We start from the raw sequence: 17,849 nt of genomic DNA, 5'->3' as shown, positions 1-17,849 counted from the left end.
TTCTTCGCGTGTAAAATGTACTAACATATTAATGAAATGTTAGGTCGCTTAAAGGACATATCATTAATAGAAAGTATATTTGGATAATGATTTATAACAAACATGTTGCTAACAAGTAAAGGTTTTATGATCATTCGAGTATGCTTAATTATATTAAGTACACTATCAGTTGGTTGTTCTACAGAGGGGGTTCAATCACTTATTGTTGAGCTTCTTGATGAGTCTAATGTTTGTCCAAGAGGAATTGATAGTGTATCTCGCGAATGTCGATGATATATCAGGTGGAAAATTTTTAAGTATAAACTAACATGATGGCTTATATCCATGATATTAAGCATAGATTATTCATGTCGGTGATATAAACTATATAGAGAGAAATTGCATTCTGTTACAAAAATTGTACTCGAATCAAGGGTTAATTATTCTTATCTGAAGTAAGTTTATAGTTATATCAATAAAGATAATAAATACCAGCAGTTTATCTGCTGGTATTTTATAAAAACTATACAGGATTTACTAGTCCAACACAAACCGTGTAAATACTGCTTTGCTTATCTTTCTGAAAGTCTAAATCTATAATATGATCGATCTTTAGTTGTGGCCATTGAGTTATTGCTTTAGTAAAGCTTGAGTTTTCACATTGTCCTTCTGCATGACCGATAATCAAAGCACCAAATTTCTGAATGTCACTAAACTCGATGTCTTTGTTGTAAATATTAGGTTGGGTATTTTCATCCCAGCGAGTTATGACTTGTGGTCGTGAAGAAGCATAAAAAGTGACCCATTCAGAAAGATAATCGCCTCCAACATACTTGAAAGGAGAATTATAATGTTTCTGCCAAATTGCTTCAACTTTTTGGCTAAAAGTTATTACACCTTGCATTTTATGACCGGAATTGCTGATGTTCAGTGTTAATACTGATATATATCCTATTAGAAAAAGTAAAGCTGTTGCAAATAAAGCTAAAAATGCTTTGCGAAAAGATTGTCCATTATAATTTCTTACGCAAGCGACAACAATAGGAGGTGCTATAATGAAAAAAGGCTGTAGCCACTCTGTTAAACGCCCTCCGTGATGAAAAAGGAACCATAGCCAAATGAAGAATTGTGGTAAGAAAGCGACGTATATAATGACGAGTATAGAAATTTCTGTGGGCCATTTTAAATAGAGTTTATAATGATGTAGAATTAATAGCAAAAACAAAAGTGGGTAAAATATGCTAATTAGTTTTACAATAATTTTAGGATTGAATTGTCTCATGATCTGTGAGTCAACCCAATCTACAGCAGCAAAGTTATGATCCCAAAGCCATAAAATATTAGGAATCACAATGCATACACAGAGAACTATCGCGAGGTAGAAAAAAGTAGAACGATAGCAAGAACGAATTTTTGGCACAACAAGTGTGGCGATGAAAACGGCAAAGACAAATGCAAATGTAGAATATTTAGCCATCATTCCCAATCCAGCTACAAGCGAGAATAATAACCACCACGCCGGATGCCGAGTGATTGAAAAATAAAAAAATAAAAACATCCATGGCCACAGCATAATAAGTAAATAATTATCATTGTAACTTATTATGTCGAAATTTATAATACCAGATAGGTTTAAAGTTAATAATGCTAGCCATGCCAATTTTTCGTTACCACTTAGGTATTTTGCTAAATACCAACAACCAAGCATGCCTATAGCAATTGCAGCAAAATGCGTACTATACCAATATAGGCTCATAGGAAACTCAGTGAGCCATAAAGTCGGTCTCCATATCATACCAACTAACCATGGATTCTTAGGCGAACCCCAATGAGCATTTTGTGCCCAATTGAGAGCCTCAATCGCGTCATAAGGAACAGTTGGATCAAGCCAAGTAGTAGCAATTGTCCAAAAAATAGCATATAGGCTAACCCAAGAGAATAAATATAATCGTTTCATCACTTCTCTATATTTTTAAACAAAATGATAATATTGAATAAAATAACATCATTAGTTAAAGGTAAAATTATTGATAGTCTTAATAAGCTAATAGAATTAGTACGTAAACACTCAGCAGTTTTTTGTAATTCTTACAAGCGATGCTTTATGAATATGTTCTTCATCCGATGAAAATGAAACTACTCCTCTAATTGATTTTCCAAAAATAAGAACACCAGTGCTTAACACTTCGTCAACTGAATCAAGGTCATATTCGTTTTGATCCGTTGTATAAGCTTTAAAGCAGTGTTCAGATAAATCTATAGAGTCCTTACTGAGCTGTGTAACTATCAATTCAAAACTTTTTATAAATAAATGTTTATCTCCTACTGTTATAGCCCATCGGGACTTTTCAGTTGCATGAATAGCAACAGAGTCTAAGTTATTGGCTTGAATAGGCAAGCTGACCATGGATAACATATTTATAAATAGGAATGCATATAATTTCATCATTTTATTTAAGCATATAGTGATAGTGGGTTATGTACTGTTCTTGTTATTTTTTATAGTACAAGATCATAGTTAAACTAAAGTTAAATAGAATTCTTCTTGCAAAAAATAATCACGAGAAATATCTGAAGGATTTGCATATTTAGATTTTCGTAATTGAGCGGTGATAGATAGATTGAATGAAGAAAAAGGACACTGCTTTAAAAGTCATGTTGAAGGGAATATTGTGTTGCTCACATGTATTTTAACAATGAGATTTTAGTGCCACGATAAAATTTACTTTGTGTGGTCTATTTAGTAAACTATTTTGTTATAATGTCGATAATGATTTTTTGAGATTAAGTGCTATAATTATAATTGGTTTATAAAATTACTGTGTAATAAAAAGGTATACAAATGAATAAAATCCATTTTGAAGAAAAGCTTGAGAAATCATTGTCACTTATGAAGGAAAGGAACATGTGGGAGTTAAATTATGCACCACCATTATATAAAAGGTTATGGAAAAAAGGTTATCAAATCCCGCCACCTCCATTTGCATCCGTATGGCTAAATACATTAATATTTGGGATGTATTTTTCGATTGTATGGGGTGGGCTTTTGTTAGCCTTGCTATTATTACTTGATATCTTCGAGGTTAAAATATTTCTAATGTATTCTTTCTCGGCAGGTATTCTTTTTGGTATATCAATGAGTATTTACCATTTATGGCGCAGAGTGGTAAATCAATTGCCTGAATGGGACGATTTATAATGGGTTGTAGATAATATTTGGATATGCAGTTACTTAGGTAGCGAAAATACACTGCATATCCTTTTTTAAACCAATAACTTGTATTTGACTTTTTTATAATATTAAATCATCGTCGACCATTACATCTCTGACAAATCGAACAGGATAAGTCATTTCAATAGTATGGCCATCAATATAATGATTGATCATGTCAAATGTATAATACAAGTAAGGTATGCTTTGAATTTGCGTTGAACTCCAATAAGGCGATGCTCCTTCACCATTATCTTGGGGTATGTCAAAATATGATTTGAAAAGGTCATTTTTAAGACAGCTATTTGAAGATAGTAAAGATAATTCCTCGATATTTGGCAGTCTCCACCCATTCCCTTGTTTTGTTGCTTCTCCAAAAGCTGTACTCAAATTAAGGGGAGTTGGTTCTCCAGTACATCCATTCTCTTTATTCCATTGCATGCCGAAAGTGCAAGCCTGCCATTCTAGGTTGTTTTTAATATCTATCACTGTCGAATTCTCGGTGATGAAATCACACTGAGCATATGTAGACAAACTACTCATAGCTAATGATAAATAGATGAAGATTTTCATTGTTTTCATGATGAAATTTAAGCCATCACAATGAAGTGATGGCTACAGTTAAGTTTATTTAAGGTTATCAATTGCGATTCTTGAAGCTTCTGCGATTACTTTATCCTCATGCTTGGCTTCTTTTTCGTTTTTTGTAGTGTATACAGAAATTATAAGAGGAGCTCGGTTCTTTGGCCAGACTACCGCATAATCATTTGCCGTACCGTATGCACCGCAACTACCAGTTTTATCGCCAACTACCCAATCGCTTGGTACGCTAGCACGAATACGCGCTGCACCGGTTGTGTTACCCTTTAACCATGTCTGATAGGTTTCCTTTTCACGCTCATTGAGTATGTTACCCAGTGCAAGGGTTTTCAGGCTCTTAGCTACTGCTGCAGGTGTAGATGTGTCACGTTCATCGCCAGGAATAGCTGTGTTTAGATCTAACTCCCAACGATCGAGTCTAAAATCTTTATCTCCAATCGACCGCATGAATTTAGTCATACCCTCAGGACCACCGATATATCGTTCAAGGATAATATTAGTAGCACCATTGTCGCTATATTGTAAAGCTGCAGCAGCCATATCACCTAATGACATTCCATTATCTTTATATTTAGTTGTGATGGGTGAATGGAACTCTAAACTTCTTGTATTATAATTCACGATCTGATTAAGATTTAGTTGATTATCTTGAGAGCCTTTTAATACAGCAGCAGCTAAAAAACCTTTGAAAGAACTACATAATGGGAATCGTTCATTTGCTTTGTATGAAAATGATTTGCCTGAGCCAGTGTCTAAAGCGTAGACACCAATTCTACCATTGAAATCTGTTTCAAGGTCTTTAATCTCATCGATGCCCTTTGTATTGGCCTGTGAGAAAAATGATATTGAAACTAAACAAGAGCTAAACAAGATGGCTATTCTACTTGGTTTTACATTAAGTGACATGGTTTTACCTTATATACAATTTTCTATATTAACTAGGACATGGCGGGTATTAACTTTCAACAGAGGGCGATTATACAGTTGTTATTTTTTCTTTGAAGCAATATAATTTTTATACAGCCATAACTTTTTCTTTGGGTTACTATGCGTGCCAGATTACCTTTAAATGCATTACGAGCTTTTGAAGCTTCTGCAAGATATCTAAATTTTACTAAAGCCGGACTAGAGCTTCATGTAAGCCAGGCCGCCGTAAGCCAGCAGGTAAGAACACTTGAACAGATGCTTGGTGTGGCTCTTTTTACAAGAGTACCGCGTGGGTTACAGTTGACAGACGAAGGCCTGCATCTTTTGCCTTCGATTACAGAAGCTTTGCAGATGATGAGTTCTGCCATGGATAAATTCCATGAAGGTAAGATTAAAGAAGTGCTTACTATTGCTGTCGTTGGGACTTTTGCAATAGGTTGGCTTCTTCCTCGGATTACTGAGTTCCTTAATGAAAATCCATGGATTGATATTAGAATTTTAACGCATAATAACGTTGTCAATCTAGCTGCAGAAGGTATTGATGCATCTATTAGATTTGGATCAGGCGGCTGGATTAATACGGAAAATATTTTACTCTTTCAGGCGCCGCATACAGTATTATGTTCCCCGGAAACATCCAAGAAACTGTGCATTCCATCAGACTTAAAAAAAGTTTGCTTACTGCGCTCCTATCGAAAGGATGAATGGAATAATTGGTTTAAAGCTGCTGGGATCGACTCTTGGACTGTTAACGGGCCTATCTTTGATTCTACCAGACATATGATAGATGCTGTAAAATTAGGTGATTATGCAGCATTAGTTCCTTATCATATGTTTCAAAAAGAATTAAATGAGCGCTCCGTAGCAAAACCTTTTGAAATTTATGCCACGCTTGGCGGTTATTGGCTGACTTTACAGAAATCTCGGGTTAATCATAATAGTGAAGCACTTAATGTTTTTAAGGAATGGATTATCGAGCATAGCAGAGAGTTTGTACTTAAATCCTAATCTCTGCTAAAGATATATCAATGCTTATTATTTAAGTAATCGTACCAAAAACTTCTCTTACCTTTATAATTGACTGTTGTAAGACATCTGATGATATGCCGGCTAATTTTTTTTGAATCAATGTTTAAGATTTCACTAACTTGATAATAATCAAGCTGTAAATAAAAATAGTAATAAAGAACTTTTAATCCTAAGAAGTGATGTTTTTTAAATCTCATAAATGATTCAACATATAAACTTCTTAAAACGTTATCTATAGACAAGGTTTCACTTTGAAAGTGAAAAGTAGAGGTTTCATTAAACATTAATGAAATCAAGTCACGATATTTTTTATCATAAATTACAATTAGTTTATAGTGTTTTGAAATAGATAAAATATCTATAAAGTCAATAAACTCCTCTTTTGTATAAACTAATGCATCGCTACGCGATATTCCATCGTATATACCCAATGATAAATAGCTGTTATCACTAAAGATTAAAATTAAGTTTTGTTTATTGTTCATGTAAATTTGTAAGCTTATAAGATTATTTATAGGTTGTGTAAATTTTTTCAGTTTATGTAAATTACAAGTAAATTTTTTGCGAGAGAAATGCTCCTTATGAATTTTATAATTTTCGTTTTATGATGCTATCATTAAATTTATTATTCAAAACTATTAAATGTTAAACGCTTGCTAAACGAATGCATTATTGCATAAAAATTAATTGTAGTTTTTAACTTTTTGTTTATGATGCTTCAAGGGAAAATTGTTTTTAATAAAATGTGTATATCATAAACTTTTTAAAGATAATGCTATGTTAGAAAAGAAGAACGTTTTTTTTAATCATAAGAATTTAATTCTTATTACAGTTATTTTAATGTATCTACCCGTATCTTTAGATGCTACTATTCTACATGTTGCAACGCCATCATTAGCTTTAGATCTTAAAGCTTCTTCCAAGGAAGTTTTATGGATTATAGATATCTATTCGTTGGTTATGGCATGTCTTTTGCTGCCTATGGGGGTACTAGCAGATAAAATTGGTTTCAAAAAGATATCTCTGATTGGCGTGTTATTATTTTGTGTTGCATCATGTTTAGCATATATATCTTCTAATACCATCATGTTAATTTGCGCAAGAACTTTATTGGCCATTGGGGCTGCAATGATCATTCCAGCAACCCTCTTGGCATTAAGACTATCTTTCGTTAAGCCAAAAGAGCGTGCTGTTGCACTCGGCGTATGGTCCGCTATAGGCACTGGTGGAGCTGCATTCGGTCCATTTGTAGGTGGGCTTTTAATAGAAAATTATTCGTGGAACTCAGTCTTTTTTATCAATATTCCTATTTGCTTCATTGTTTTTTTTATGTTAGTGAGTCTTAGAGAATATAAAGTATTAAACACTTCTAAAATTATTAATTTACTAGATCCTTTGCTTTTGATGTTTTCTATATTAATGATTGTGTTAGGTGTTAAAAACTTAGGGGCTTCTGAAGAGTTTATTAAATATTTATCATTCATTATTTTGGGACTAGTTTTGCTATTGATATTTTGGAAAAGGCAGATAAAGCATGTTCATCCAATGATTGATATTGAGCTCTTCAAACATAAGCCTATATTAGCGGGGCTAATACTTGCGTTTATCGCTATGGCCACGCTGGTTGGATTCGAATTTTTTGTTTCTCAGGAATTACAATTAGCATTTGGGTTATCACCTTTTCAAGCTGGATTATTTCTATTTCCATTTATTATAGCGAGCTCTATATCTGGTCCTTTCGTTGGTTTCACACTTACATGGTTAGGAGTTAAAAAAATTGGATTTTATGGTGTTTTATTAAGCTCGTTATGTTTCTTTTTCATGGCGTTTATGGACTTTAGTTCTAATGGATGGGAGGTTTGGCTTACAATGATTATATTGGGGTTTTGCATAGAAGCAGCTCTAATCTCCTCTACATATGTAATTATGAATGCCGCAAAAAAAGAGAAAGCGGGGGAAGCTGGAGCAATTGAGGGAATGGCGTATGAACTTGGAGCAGGAACTGGTATCATATTATTCGGAATGATTATGTCGGCTTCATTCACAGCCAATCTGTCTGTTGATTTTCTTGCTGATATCAAACAAGCTCCTCCATTATCATTAAGTGAGGCGATCAGTATTGCAGATCTATTACCTAACTGGCAAGGACAAGAATTGATTCATGCTTCAAAAATTGCCTTTCTAAATTCTCACGGTAATGTAATGCTTGTTGCAGCGATTTTGTTAATTTTATTATCATTTATTATTTCACATTTACTTAAAGAGTATTCGGACACTCATGAATAGTTTTTTATGTACTACTTTAATCATTATGTGCGTACATTAGCTAAGAGATTGAAATGTTTTATTGAGAACTTCCAATGCATAGAGGTACATCTAATATCAAAGCCAATTTAGTTAGACATTCATCTCGACTTAGTTCTAAGAATATCGGTCTGATTAGTATTTTTATTGGTTTTTAGATGTTAATTATTAGCTGTTGTTGACTAACTTAAGCTATGCTTTATTTTTTTTATACGCTAATTATAAACTAAAGGTTTGGTATTACATAATGCATATTCTAGAACAATATCTCCGAACAGTGTTATTGCAGGAAGATAGAATCACAGATTATGAAAGGGAACAATACCCCTATAACATTCCAGCTTTGAAAAATTTTCATTGTATGGATCTGCATCCGCGGGTAACTTTTCTCATGGGAGAAAATGGTAGTGGAAAATCAACTTTGGTTGAAGCTATTGCAATAGCCGCAGGATATAATGCAGAAGGAGGGTCACGTAATTTTAACTTTCATTCAAATGAAAGTCATTCTTCACTTCATCATGCAATTCGACTAGTAAGAGGAGTAAGGCGACCAAAAGATGGATTCTTTTTCAGAGCTGAAAGTTTTTATAATGTTGCAACAGAGATTGATAGTTTAGGTGTGCAAGGAGCCTATGGTGGACGTTCCCTTCACGAACAATCGCACGGGGAATCTTTTATGTCATTATTATTGAACCGCTTTGCACCGAATGGCCTGTATATTTTAGATGAACCTGAGGCAGCTTTATCACCTACCAGACAAATGGCTGCGCTCGCTCATATCCATCGCTTGGCTCAGAGCAATTCACAATTTATAATAGCAACCCATTCTCCTATACTAATGTCATATCCAGATTCGAAAATATTGCATTTTAGTGAAAACGGGATTGAATCTATTAAATTAGAGAATACAGATCATTACATTGTGACTCGTCGGTTTGTAAATAATCCTCAAGCTATCTTAAATGAGCTCTTAGACTATGATTAAAAAGCGTTTGTTGAAAAGGAACATAAACAATTGCTTAGTACCTTTTAATGTGTTTTTTTTAAACGGTAAATTAACAATATAACATTGGTAAATAGAGATAATAACTCATTGAATACGATTGCTATTCTCGAATTCTTTTTTATCGTTAGTTATGATAGCTGTTTTCTTATGTTTTGAACACGGAATTAATTAACTATCATTTCTATTCCTATTTTTGTGTCGTTATTTTATTAATGATAAATTACGGGAGGGATATATTATCTTTATATCCAAAATAACCATTTTCATAATCATACAAAATGTCATATCTATTTAAAAAATTGAATCCTGTATTAACGAATATTTGTTGCCTTGTCGTGTTTAAAAATATCTCTTTGGGAGAAATGTTTGTTTTGTGTCCCCCGGTAATAATTTCATATTCTATTCCTTCTGCTAGTTTAATATTTAATGTTGTTCCGTTAGGTAATTGCCCACCATTAACACTATAGTTAGGTATTGTTAAAAACATACTTTTTACTCCTGTATCAATAAGGACAGTACCACATTGATACCCTTGCCAACCAGTTATTTTGATACAAGCTGGCGGTGCGATCCATTCGTGTTTATTTTCATTTGAAGGTTGTAATTTAATAAAGGAAAATCCTTTGGCTGTATCCTTATTAATTCCAACATATATGCCATTGCGCGTTAGTGTATATCCATTGTTGCTTCCTGATTTTGTATTTAAAAGGGGGTTTGTATTTGGAGTGCTTTCGCTCTGCAAGCTACTTTCTCGATCAAAACCGATGCCCATCATTGATACATGCTCAGGGTTTAGTTCAGGTTTACAATTTCTTGCCTTAGCAAGGCACTGGATTTCGTTAACAGCCAATACTGGGATAATATTCGTAGATACGAATTTTTCCCCATCACCAATTGTGAGAGTAGTATTGAGCCAAGAACCTATCATAATACGTCCGGAACTATTGTACGTGATTTTACCTGGTCTAGCTGATAAATTATTTGCATTTGGTATTGCTGAAGATGAAATCACTAAACCTGTAGAGCCAGTATCAACTACTACCTCTCGTTCAGCACCGTCAGGAAATGAGACAAACAACTTCGGCGCAGTCTCATCACCACTTAAATTGTCGTTGTTTATAAATTTTAAATATACTGAATCATTGTTTTCTGAAAAAATCGGCTTACTTATTTCTGCATCAGATACTGCAGCATAAGAAGCTATTCCAAACGGAAGAATTACACAAATAATGGCTAGGATGTTTACTTTTATCGCTACTGGGTGTATTTGCATGTTAACGGCCTATAAAGATTCAGAAAAAACGTGAAATTTGTACCATGTATTATGCATGATATATCGCGTCCTTTTTCAATATTCTTATCCTATACAAATATTCAAAGTAGCAGACATCTAATTTTTTTCAAGAGAAATTCAAAAAACAAAGTATGTGTGATCTCGATCTGATTTTTCGATTATACAATGTAATTTTTTAGGTGCGTCTTGACATAATAGTACTAATAACTAATATTTAATATTACTGAATCTAATACTGTGCAAGTGTTATTTTCTGTCGATTAAAAAATAGTTTGCTCTAACCCGTTACGCGTAAAGTTTAAAGTACCGATTTTTCTTCTATGAAATTATTACCTACTACTACAATACTTGGAGTAATCGAATGAAACTCGCAAAATATTTCTGCTGTTTTATGGTAATGTTTAATACTACTGTATTTGCTGCTGAGGAAATTGATGCGGAAAATGCAAGTAAATATACCAAAATTGGAACGTTATCAGTGACTGAAGATGGTTTTACAATGTCTGACGATGATCTTTCGCAAAAGGTTGATGAAAAGGGAGGAAAGTACTACGTTATTACTTCGAAGGAAGGAAAAGAAGAGCATAAGACTATTAACGCTGACATCTACAAGTGATGCCTTAGAAGGTGGCGATTGTTTTTGCCACCTTCATTGATAGTCTTAAAAAATGAATTAACCAATTCCAATTTTATATTTTTTTTCGTGGCGTGCGGCATTGTGTGAATGTTTGTATTTTATTTGTGCTTTCTATTCGTTTGTCAAATGATTAGATGATTCTTGTTGTTTTTGTTATTTTTTTTAGTTCTTAAATTGTTGCTTCCAATCAAACTGTTTTTCCTGTGTATGCTGAAAATACTAAGAATGTGGTACATGGTTTATGAAGTTTATGTTGTTTTGGAATTTAAGATTCAAACGGTGTTGATGTTCGATTAGGTTGACTTTATATATTTCGATAAATTAGTAAGTTACAGCCGAATAAAGGCTGGGAAACATATAATACGATCAACTTAGCGTGGCATAGAATAGATTAATTAAACCAGATATGAACTGCAGCAATGTTAATCATAAACTATGAATAATGGTTCATTAGGCAAGCCCGCCAATACCCGCTGCGTTCAGCTCTCTGAATCCAACCTGTGTATGATCTTTGAGTCTCCCCTGCGCCCGAAGGTCTGTTCCGGGCTTCAGCCATCAGCTGAAATGTGCGGCAGCACGCGCGCGCAGGCAATGACATGGCTGCTGGAGCTGGAAGCGCTCACCGCGCCTTAAACGTCTTTGATCCTCGCCAGACAGCCAATCGTCAGCGTACACATCACCAGTGCAATCCAGAACACCGTGTGGTAGTTCCAGATCTCGGCAACGATACCGGCCATCGAGCCCGCGATAATCCAGCCCACGCGGGTGGTATTAGTATAAAGGGTGGTGGCGGCACCTGCCTGCCCCGGCATCAAATCCTGGAAGTAGAGCATGCCAATCCCCGCCAGGATGCCGATATACACGGCGTTCAGCAGCTGTAAAGCAAGAAGCAGGGCTGGCGTATGGACCGTCAGCATGCCAACGTAGAATAGCAGCCCGGCGACGGCCGCGATGCGCATTAAAAAACGCTTTCCAAAACGCTTCGCATAATAGCCTGCAATCAGCATGGTTGGGATCTCAAGACCCGCGGCGGTGCCCATCATAATGCCGGCCAGCTTCTCCGGCAGGTGTAGCTCATCAATAATAAACAGCGGCATGTTAATGATATACAGGCTGTTGGTGCCCCACATCAGCGTGCAGATAACAAACAGGAGCAGGGCATCGCGGCGGTTACGACGCGGCGCTTCCAGCACGCCCGTTGCCACTTTGGGCTCTTTGCGCATTGACGGCAGAAAAAACCATACCATTGCGCCGCACGCCACAAACGCGACCGCCGCGCTCAGGTACATCACCGTAAAGCCAAACCCCATCGCCAGCGCGTAGGCCAGCGGCGGGCCAATTACCCATGCCAGCGACACCTGAGCGCGCAATATCGAGCTGAACATCACCGCTTCCCGCCCGGTATGGTCGGCATGTTCGCGGGCAAGGGCAAACAGCTGCGGGTTGGCGGTTGAGCCAAAGCTGCTCAGAAAAACGCCGATGAACAGCAGAATGAAATAGTTACGGTTCCAGGCAAACAGGACGCAGGCCAACACCCCCATCAGACAGCAGAAAACGATCAGGCTTTTACGATCGCCTTTGCGGTCGGAACGACCGGCGAGAAACTGGCTGACAAGAATGCCGATGATGGCGCTTCCGGTAAAAAAGAAGCCAACCATCGCCGGACGGGCGTGAACTTCGTTGGTCAGGAACAGGCTCAGCGTCGGGGTTTGCAACGCACCGGCGATGCCCGTAAAGAAGGCAACAATCAGGAACGCCGTTGACGTCAAATCAAAGGGCTTCGGCGCGGTGGCCGCAGGGGTGTTATGCATGTTTTATAATTAGCGAGTAACAGAGAGGGGCGGAGTTTACGCCGTCAGTTAAAAAATAAACAGAGGGTGAAGTCAATTACCCCACGAAAAATCAAAATGGCATTTCAACTTACTCCCCACCTGGCTGAACTTAGCTGAAACTGGTTTGCTGAAGTTCAGCAAAATTTAGCTGAACGCAGAAGAAATGTGCAGTATCTCTAAATTCTGATATCGGAAATACGACATTTCTTGCAAGCCAATGCAGAAAGCGCAAGACTTTTTGAAACGTTTCAGCGCTATCTTGTTTTAACAAACGGAGCAGGCTAGCGCATTTTTTCTCATGTAAGCTGAAACGATTCACTTTCAGCAGGAGAGGAGAACCATGTTCCAGTTATCTGTTCAGGATATTCACCCGGGCGCTCAGGCCGGGGATAAAGAAGAGGCTATTCGTCAGGTTGCCGCTGCCCTTGTGCAGGCGGGTAACGTTGCGGACGGCTACGTAAACGGTATGCTGGCGCGCGAGCAGCAGACATCCACCTTCCTCGGCAATGGCATTGCCATTCCGCACGGCACAACCGACACCCGCGACCAGGTGCTCAAAACCGGCGTTAAGGTCTATCAGTTCCCGCAGGGCGTGCTCTGGGGCGACGGCCAGGTGGCTTATGTTGCTATCGGTATCGCGGCGAGCAGCGACGAACATTTAGGCCTGCTGCGTCAGCTGACGCATGTCCTGAGCGATGACTCCGTGGCGGAACAGCTGAAGTCTGCAACAACCGCTGAAGAGCTGCGGGCGTTGCTGATGGGCGAAAAACAGAGTGAAGCGCTGAAGCTGGATAACGACACGCTGACGCTGGATGTTGTGGCCTCCAACCTGGTCACGCTGCAGGCGTTGAACGCGGGTCGCCTGAAAGAAGCGGGTGCCGCTGATGCCACCTTTGTGACGCGCGTGATTAACGATAAACCGCTGAATCTCGGCCAGGGCATCTGGCTGAACGACAGCGCTGAAGGCAACCTGCGCAGCGCAATTGCAGTGAGCCGCGCCGCCACCGCGTTCGACGTTGAGGGCGAGACAGCAGCCATGCTGGTGACCGTGGCGATGAACGATGAGCAGCCGGTTTCGGTGCTGAAGCGTCTGGGCGATCTGCTGCTGAACAATAAAGCTGAAAAACTGCTGAACGCCGATGCGGCGACCGTGCTGGCGCTGCTGACCAGCGACGACGCGCTAACGGACGACGTGCTGAACGCCGAGTTCGTGGTGCGCAACGAACACGGCCTGCATGCCCGTCCGGGCACCATGCTGGTCAACACCATTAAACAATTTGAAAGCGAGATTACCGTGACCAACCTGGATGGTTCGGGCAAACCGGCCAACGGCCGCAGCCTGATGAAAGTCGTCGCGCTGGGCGTGAAGAAAGGCCATCGCCTGCGCTTCACCGCGCAGGGCGCAGATGCTGAACAGGCGCTGAAAGCAATTGGCGACGCCATCGCGGCAGGTCTGGGGGAGGGCGCATAATGAGCAGACGTGTTGCGACTATTACGCTGAACCCGGCTTATGATCTGGTGGGGTTTTGCCCGGAAATTGAGCGCGGCGAAGTTAACCTCGTGCGTACCACTGGCCTGCATGCTGCGGGCAAAGGGATTAACGTCGCGAAGGTGCTCAAGGATCTCGGTATTGACGTCACCGTGGGCGGATTCCTCGGTAAAGATAACCAGGATGGCTTCCAGCAGCTGTTCAGCGAGCTGGGCATTGCCAACCGTTTCCAGGTTGTGCAGGGCCGTACCCGCATCAACGTTAAGCTGACGGAAAAAGACGGCGAAGTGACCGATCTTAACTTCTCCGGTTTCGAAGTGACGCCAGCTGACTGGGAGCGCTTTGTGACCGACTCCCTGACCTGGCTGGGCCAGTTCGATATGGTGTGCGTCAGCGGCAGCCTGCCGTCCGGCGTCAGCCCGGAAGCGTTTACCGACTGGATGACGCGTCTGCGCAGCCAGTGCCCGTGCATTATCTTCGACAGCAGCCGCGATGCGCTGGTGGCGGGTCTGAAAGCCTCTCCGTGGCTGGTGAAGCCAAACCGCCGCGAGCTGGAGATCTGGGCAGGCCGCAAGCTGCCGGAATTAAAAGATGTGATTGAGGCCGCCCATGCGCTGCGCGAGCAGGGTATTGCTCACGTGGTGATCTCGCTGGGTGCAGAAGGGGCGTTGTGGGTTAACGCTTCAGGTGAATGGATTGCCAAACCGCCGTCAATGGAAGTAGTGAGCACCGTTGGCGCAGGGGATTCTATGGTTGGCGGCCTGATTTACGGCCTGCTGATGCGTGAATCCAGTGAACATACGTTACGTCTTGCCACCGCCGTTGCAGCCCTGGCCGTGAGCCAGAGCAATGTCGGTATTACCGATCGTACCCAGTTAGCCGCGATGATGGCGCGCGTTGACTTAAAACCTTTTAACTAACAGCAGGAGAGGAATAATGAAAACGCTGCTGATCATTGACTCCGGTCTCGGACAGGCTCGCGCCTACATGGCGAAGACCCTGCTGGGCGCGGCGGCACAAAAAGCACACCTGGACATCATTGATAACCCAGGCGATGCCGAACTGGCGATTGTCCTGGGCGATAAAATTCCCGCTGACAGCGCGCTGAACGGCAAAAAAGTGTGGCTGGGCGATATTAATCGCGCGGTGGCACACCCGGAACTGTTCCTGAGCGAAGCGAAAGGTCACGCGACCGTCTACAGCGCGCCTGTCGCGGCGGCTCCTGCTGCGGCCTCGGGTCCGAAACGCGTTGTCGCGGTCACGGCCTGCCCGACGGGCGTGGCGCATACCTTTATGGCGGCTGAAGCCATTGAAACCGAAGCGAAAAAACGCGGCTGGTGGGTGAAGGTTGAAACCCGTGGCTCCGTGGGGGCGGGCAATGCCATTACGCCGGAAGAGGTCGCTGAGGCCGATCTGGTGATTGTGGCGGCAGATATCGAAGTGGATCTGGCGAAATTTGCCGGCAAACCGATGTACCGCACCTCTACCGGCCTGGCGCTGAAAAAGACCGCGCAGGAGTTTGATAAGGCCCTGGCAGAAGCCAAACCGTATCAGGCCACCGGCGCAGTAAAAACGCCGACCGAAGGCAAAAAAGAGTCTGCGGGCGCATACCGTCACCTGCTGACCGGCGTGTCCTACATGCTGCCGATGGTGGTTGCGGGCGGCCTGTGTATCGCACTGTCGTTCGCGTTTGGTATTACGGCATTTAAAGAAGAAGGGACGCTTGCGGCTGCGCTGATGCAGATCGGCGGCGGTTCAGCGTTCGCGCTGATGGTGCCGGTGCTGGCGGGCTTTATCGCCTTCTCCATCGCTGACCGTCCGGGTCTGACCCCGGGTCTTATCGGCGGTATGCTGGCGGTGAGCACCGGCTCCGGCTTTATTGGCGGTATCATCGCCGGTTTCCTCGCGGGTTACGTCGCGAAGCTGATTAGCTCGAAGCTGAAGCTGCCGCAGAGTATGGAGGCGCTGAAGCCAATCCTGATCATTCCGCTCATCTCCAGCCTGGTGGTCGGTCTGGCGATGATCTACCTGATTGGTAAGCCGGTTGCGGGTATCCTGGCGGGCCTGACCCACTGGCTGCAAACCATGGGCACGGCGAACGCGGTGCTGCTGGGCGCAATCCTCGGCGGCATGATGTGTACCGACATGGGTGGCCCGGTGAACAAAGCGGCATACGCCTTTGGCGTTGGCCTGCTGAGTACCCAGACTTACGCGCCGATGGCGGCGATCATGGCGGCCGGTATGGTGCCACCGCTGGCGCTTGGCCTGGCGACGATTATTGCCCGTCGTAAGTTCGACAAAGCGCAGCAGGAAGGCGGTAAAGCGGCGCTGGTGCTGGGCCTGTGCTTCATCACCGAAGGTGCGATTCCGTTCGCGGCGCGTGACCCAATGCGTGTTCTGCCGTGCTGTATCGTCGGCGGCGCGGTAACGGGCGCCATCTCCATGGCGATTGGCGCGAAGCTGATGGCACCGCACGGCGGTCTGTTCGTCCTGCTGATCCCTGGCGCCATCACCCCGGTACTGGGTTATCTGCTGGCGATTGTTGCCGGTACGCTGGTGGCAGGCCTGACTTACGCGGTGCTGAAGCGCCCGGAAGCGGAAGTTGTGGCAAAAGCAGCGTAAGCACTAAGAAATAAAAAAGCCGGGTGCTAATGCAACCCGGCTTTTTTTATGCCGCCTGTTCTGCGGTTTGCTGTGCCTTCAGCCAGGCAATCTCCTCCGCCCAGATATCCGGATTGATGGTTTCCAGCACCATCGGAATACCGTCGAAGCGGGCGTCCTGCATAATAAAGCGGAAGGCATCGTGACCGATATTGCCTTCGCCCAGGCTGTGGTGGCGGTCAACGCGGCTGCCGAACGCGCTTTTCGCATCGTTCAGGTGCATACCGCGAAGATATTTAAAGCCAACAACGCGCTCGAACTCCTCGAAAGTATTTTTCGTGGCCTCGGTTGTGCGCAGGTCATACCCGGCGGCAAACGCGTGGCAGGTATCAATGCACACGCCCACGCGAGACTTATCTTCCACGCCGTCAATGATTGCCGCCAGATGTTCAAACCTAAAGCCGAGGTTGCTGCCCTGACCAGCCGTGTTTTCAATCACTGCGGTGACGCCTTTGGTCTTATCCAGCGTCAAGTTGATGGATTCGGCAATGCGCGCCAGACAGGCATCTTCATCAATCTGCATCAGATGACTACCCGGATGGAAGTTCAGCAGCGTCAGCCCGAGCTGTTCGCAGCGCTGCACTTCATCAAGGAACGCCTCGCGGGACTTATCCAGCGCTTCCTGCACCGGATGCCCGAGGTTAATCAGATAGCTGTCGTGGGGAAGGATCTGGCCCGGCCCGTAATGGTATTTTTCACAGGCGGCTTTGAAATCATCAATCACGTCGGCGGTGAGCGGCGCGGCGCGCCACTGGCGCTGGTTTTTGGTGAACAGGGCGAAAGCGGTCGCCTCGATTTCGGCGGCGCGAATGGCTGCATTCGCCAGGCCACCTGCAGCGCTGACGTGCGCTCCAACGTATTTCATAAAAAAACTCCTGTT

At 42.3% G+C, this 17,849-nt stretch carries 17 protein-coding genes; 9 read left to right on the top strand and 8 right to left on the bottom strand.

Annotation, left to right across the window (positions count from 1 at the left end):
* Window positions 1–502: 502 nt before the first annotated feature.
* Together OKF39_RS16215 and OKF39_RS16210 are read right to left on the bottom strand one after the other, a co-directional pair.
* Window positions 503–1,936, bottom strand: coding sequence for a glycosyltransferase family 39 protein (locus OKF39_RS16215; protein WP_210867454.1), 1,434 nt, complete (start codon window positions 1,934–1,936; stop codon window positions 503–505).
* A 111-nt stretch (window positions 1,937–2,047) separates the two neighbouring features.
* On the bottom strand, window positions 2,048–2,428 hold the full coding sequence (locus tag OKF39_RS16210) for a DUF4354 family protein (protein WP_080347310.1): 381 nt from the start codon (window positions 2,426–2,428) through the stop codon (window positions 2,048–2,050).
* Window positions 2,429–2,821: 393 nt separating this feature from the next.
* On the opposite strand from OKF39_RS16210, the gene OKF39_RS16205 reads away from it, so the two are divergent.
* Complete coding sequence (locus OKF39_RS16205; RefSeq protein ID WP_053073499.1) at window positions 2,822–3,178, top strand: DUF6404 family protein; 357 nt, start codon at window positions 2,822–2,824, stop codon at window positions 3,176–3,178.
* 93 nt (window positions 3,179–3,271) lie between these two features.
* Here the strand turns inward: OKF39_RS16205 and OKF39_RS16200 are convergent, their stop codons facing one another.
* Both OKF39_RS16200 and OKF39_RS16195 read right to left on the bottom strand, forming a co-directional pair.
* Window positions 3,272–3,772, bottom strand: coding sequence for an Lcl domain-containing protein (locus OKF39_RS16200; RefSeq protein WP_166721057.1), 501 nt, complete (start codon window positions 3,770–3,772; stop codon window positions 3,272–3,274).
* Window positions 3,773–3,817: 45 nt separating this feature from the next.
* Window positions 3,818–4,696: a carbapenem-hydrolyzing class A beta-lactamase IMI-1 gene (locus tag OKF39_RS16195; RefSeq protein ID WP_053073497.1), complete on the bottom strand. Its 879-nt coding sequence runs from the start codon at window positions 4,694–4,696 to the stop codon at window positions 3,818–3,820.
* 141 nt (window positions 4,697–4,837) lie between these two features.
* Here OKF39_RS16195 and imiR point away from each other — a divergent pair, with 141 nt between their 5' ends.
* Window positions 4,838–5,725, top strand: coding sequence for a LysR family transcriptional regulator ImiR/NmcR (gene imiR, locus OKF39_RS16190; protein ID WP_048224141.1), 888 nt, complete (start codon window positions 4,838–4,840; stop codon window positions 5,723–5,725).
* A 17-nt stretch (window positions 5,726–5,742) separates the two neighbouring features.
* On the opposite strand, the gene OKF39_RS16185 is transcribed toward imiR, so the two are convergent.
* Window positions 5,743–6,231 (bottom strand): hypothetical protein, encoded by a 489-nt coding sequence (locus OKF39_RS16185; RefSeq protein ID WP_127353396.1) that lies wholly within the window; start codon window positions 6,229–6,231, stop codon window positions 5,743–5,745.
* A 292-nt stretch (window positions 6,232–6,523) separates the two neighbouring features.
* On the opposite strand from OKF39_RS16185, the gene OKF39_RS16180 reads away from it, so the two are divergent.
* Window positions 6,524–8,032, top strand: coding sequence for an MFS transporter (locus OKF39_RS16180; RefSeq protein WP_095442728.1), 1,509 nt, complete (start codon window positions 6,524–6,526; stop codon window positions 8,030–8,032).
* A gap of 265 nt (window positions 8,033–8,297) precedes the next feature.
* A complete protein-coding gene (locus OKF39_RS16175) occupies window positions 8,298–9,035 on the top strand; it encodes an AAA family ATPase (RefSeq protein WP_072061317.1) in 738 nt (245 codons plus the stop codon).
* Window positions 9,036–9,276: 241 nt separating this feature from the next.
* On the opposite strand, the gene OKF39_RS16170 is transcribed toward OKF39_RS16175, so the two are convergent.
* Window positions 9,277–10,329, bottom strand: a complete 1,053-nt coding sequence (locus OKF39_RS16170) for a hypothetical protein (protein ID WP_141236903.1) — start codon at window positions 10,327–10,329, stop codon at window positions 9,277–9,279.
* Between the two features lie 382 nt (window positions 10,330–10,711).
* On the opposite strand from OKF39_RS16170, the gene OKF39_RS16165 reads away from it, so the two are divergent.
* Window positions 10,712–10,966 (top strand): YdgH/BhsA/McbA family protein, encoded by a 255-nt coding sequence (locus OKF39_RS16165; protein ID WP_048224133.1) that lies wholly within the window; start codon window positions 10,712–10,714, stop codon window positions 10,964–10,966.
* Between the two features lie 456 nt (window positions 10,967–11,422).
* On the top strand, window positions 11,423–11,620 hold the full coding sequence (locus tag OKF39_RS16160) for a Fe-S-cluster oxidoreductase (RefSeq protein WP_166720925.1): 198 nt from the start codon (window positions 11,423–11,425) through the stop codon (window positions 11,618–11,620).
* On the opposite strand, the gene setB is transcribed toward OKF39_RS16160, so the two are convergent.
* Entirely contained in the window at window positions 11,617–12,798 is a 1,182-nt protein-coding gene (setB, locus tag OKF39_RS16155; protein WP_222563428.1) for a sugar efflux transporter SetB, read from the bottom strand. The two genes, OKF39_RS16160 and setB, sit on opposite strands and share 4 nt — an antisense overlap.
* Window positions 12,799–13,159: 361 nt before the next feature.
* On the opposite strand from setB, the gene fruB reads away from it, so the two are divergent.
* From fruB to fruA, 3 genes are read left to right on the top strand one after another with little or no spacing between them, the layout of a single operon-like run.
* The gene (gene fruB / locus OKF39_RS16150; RefSeq protein ID WP_192978688.1) at window positions 13,160–14,290 is read left to right on the top strand and encodes a fused PTS fructose transporter subunit IIA/HPr protein; all 1,131 of its coding nucleotides are present in this window, start codon (window positions 13,160–13,162) and stop codon (window positions 14,288–14,290) included.
* Complete coding sequence (gene fruK, locus OKF39_RS16145) at window positions 14,290–15,228, top strand: 1-phosphofructokinase (protein WP_010433510.1); 939 nt, start codon at window positions 14,290–14,292, stop codon at window positions 15,226–15,228. Before fruB ends, fruK begins: the two co-directional genes overlap by 1 nt.
* A gap of 16 nt (window positions 15,229–15,244) precedes the next feature.
* Window positions 15,245–16,930: a PTS fructose transporter subunit IIBC gene (gene fruA / locus OKF39_RS16140; protein ID WP_479983145.1), complete on the top strand. Its 1,686-nt coding sequence runs from the start codon at window positions 15,245–15,247 to the stop codon at window positions 16,928–16,930.
* 46 nt (window positions 16,931–16,976) lie between these two features.
* Here the strand turns inward: fruA and nfo are convergent, their stop codons facing one another.
* The gene (nfo, locus tag OKF39_RS16135) at window positions 16,977–17,834 is read right to left on the bottom strand and encodes a deoxyribonuclease IV (protein WP_479983144.1); all 858 of its coding nucleotides are present in this window, start codon (window positions 17,832–17,834) and stop codon (window positions 16,977–16,979) included.
* Between the last annotated feature and the right edge of the window lie 15 nt (window positions 17,835–17,849).

The organism is Enterobacter cloacae complex sp. HYC042_NIDB, assembly GCF_056673315.1.
This window is presented reverse-complemented; position numbering and strand designations above follow the sequence as displayed.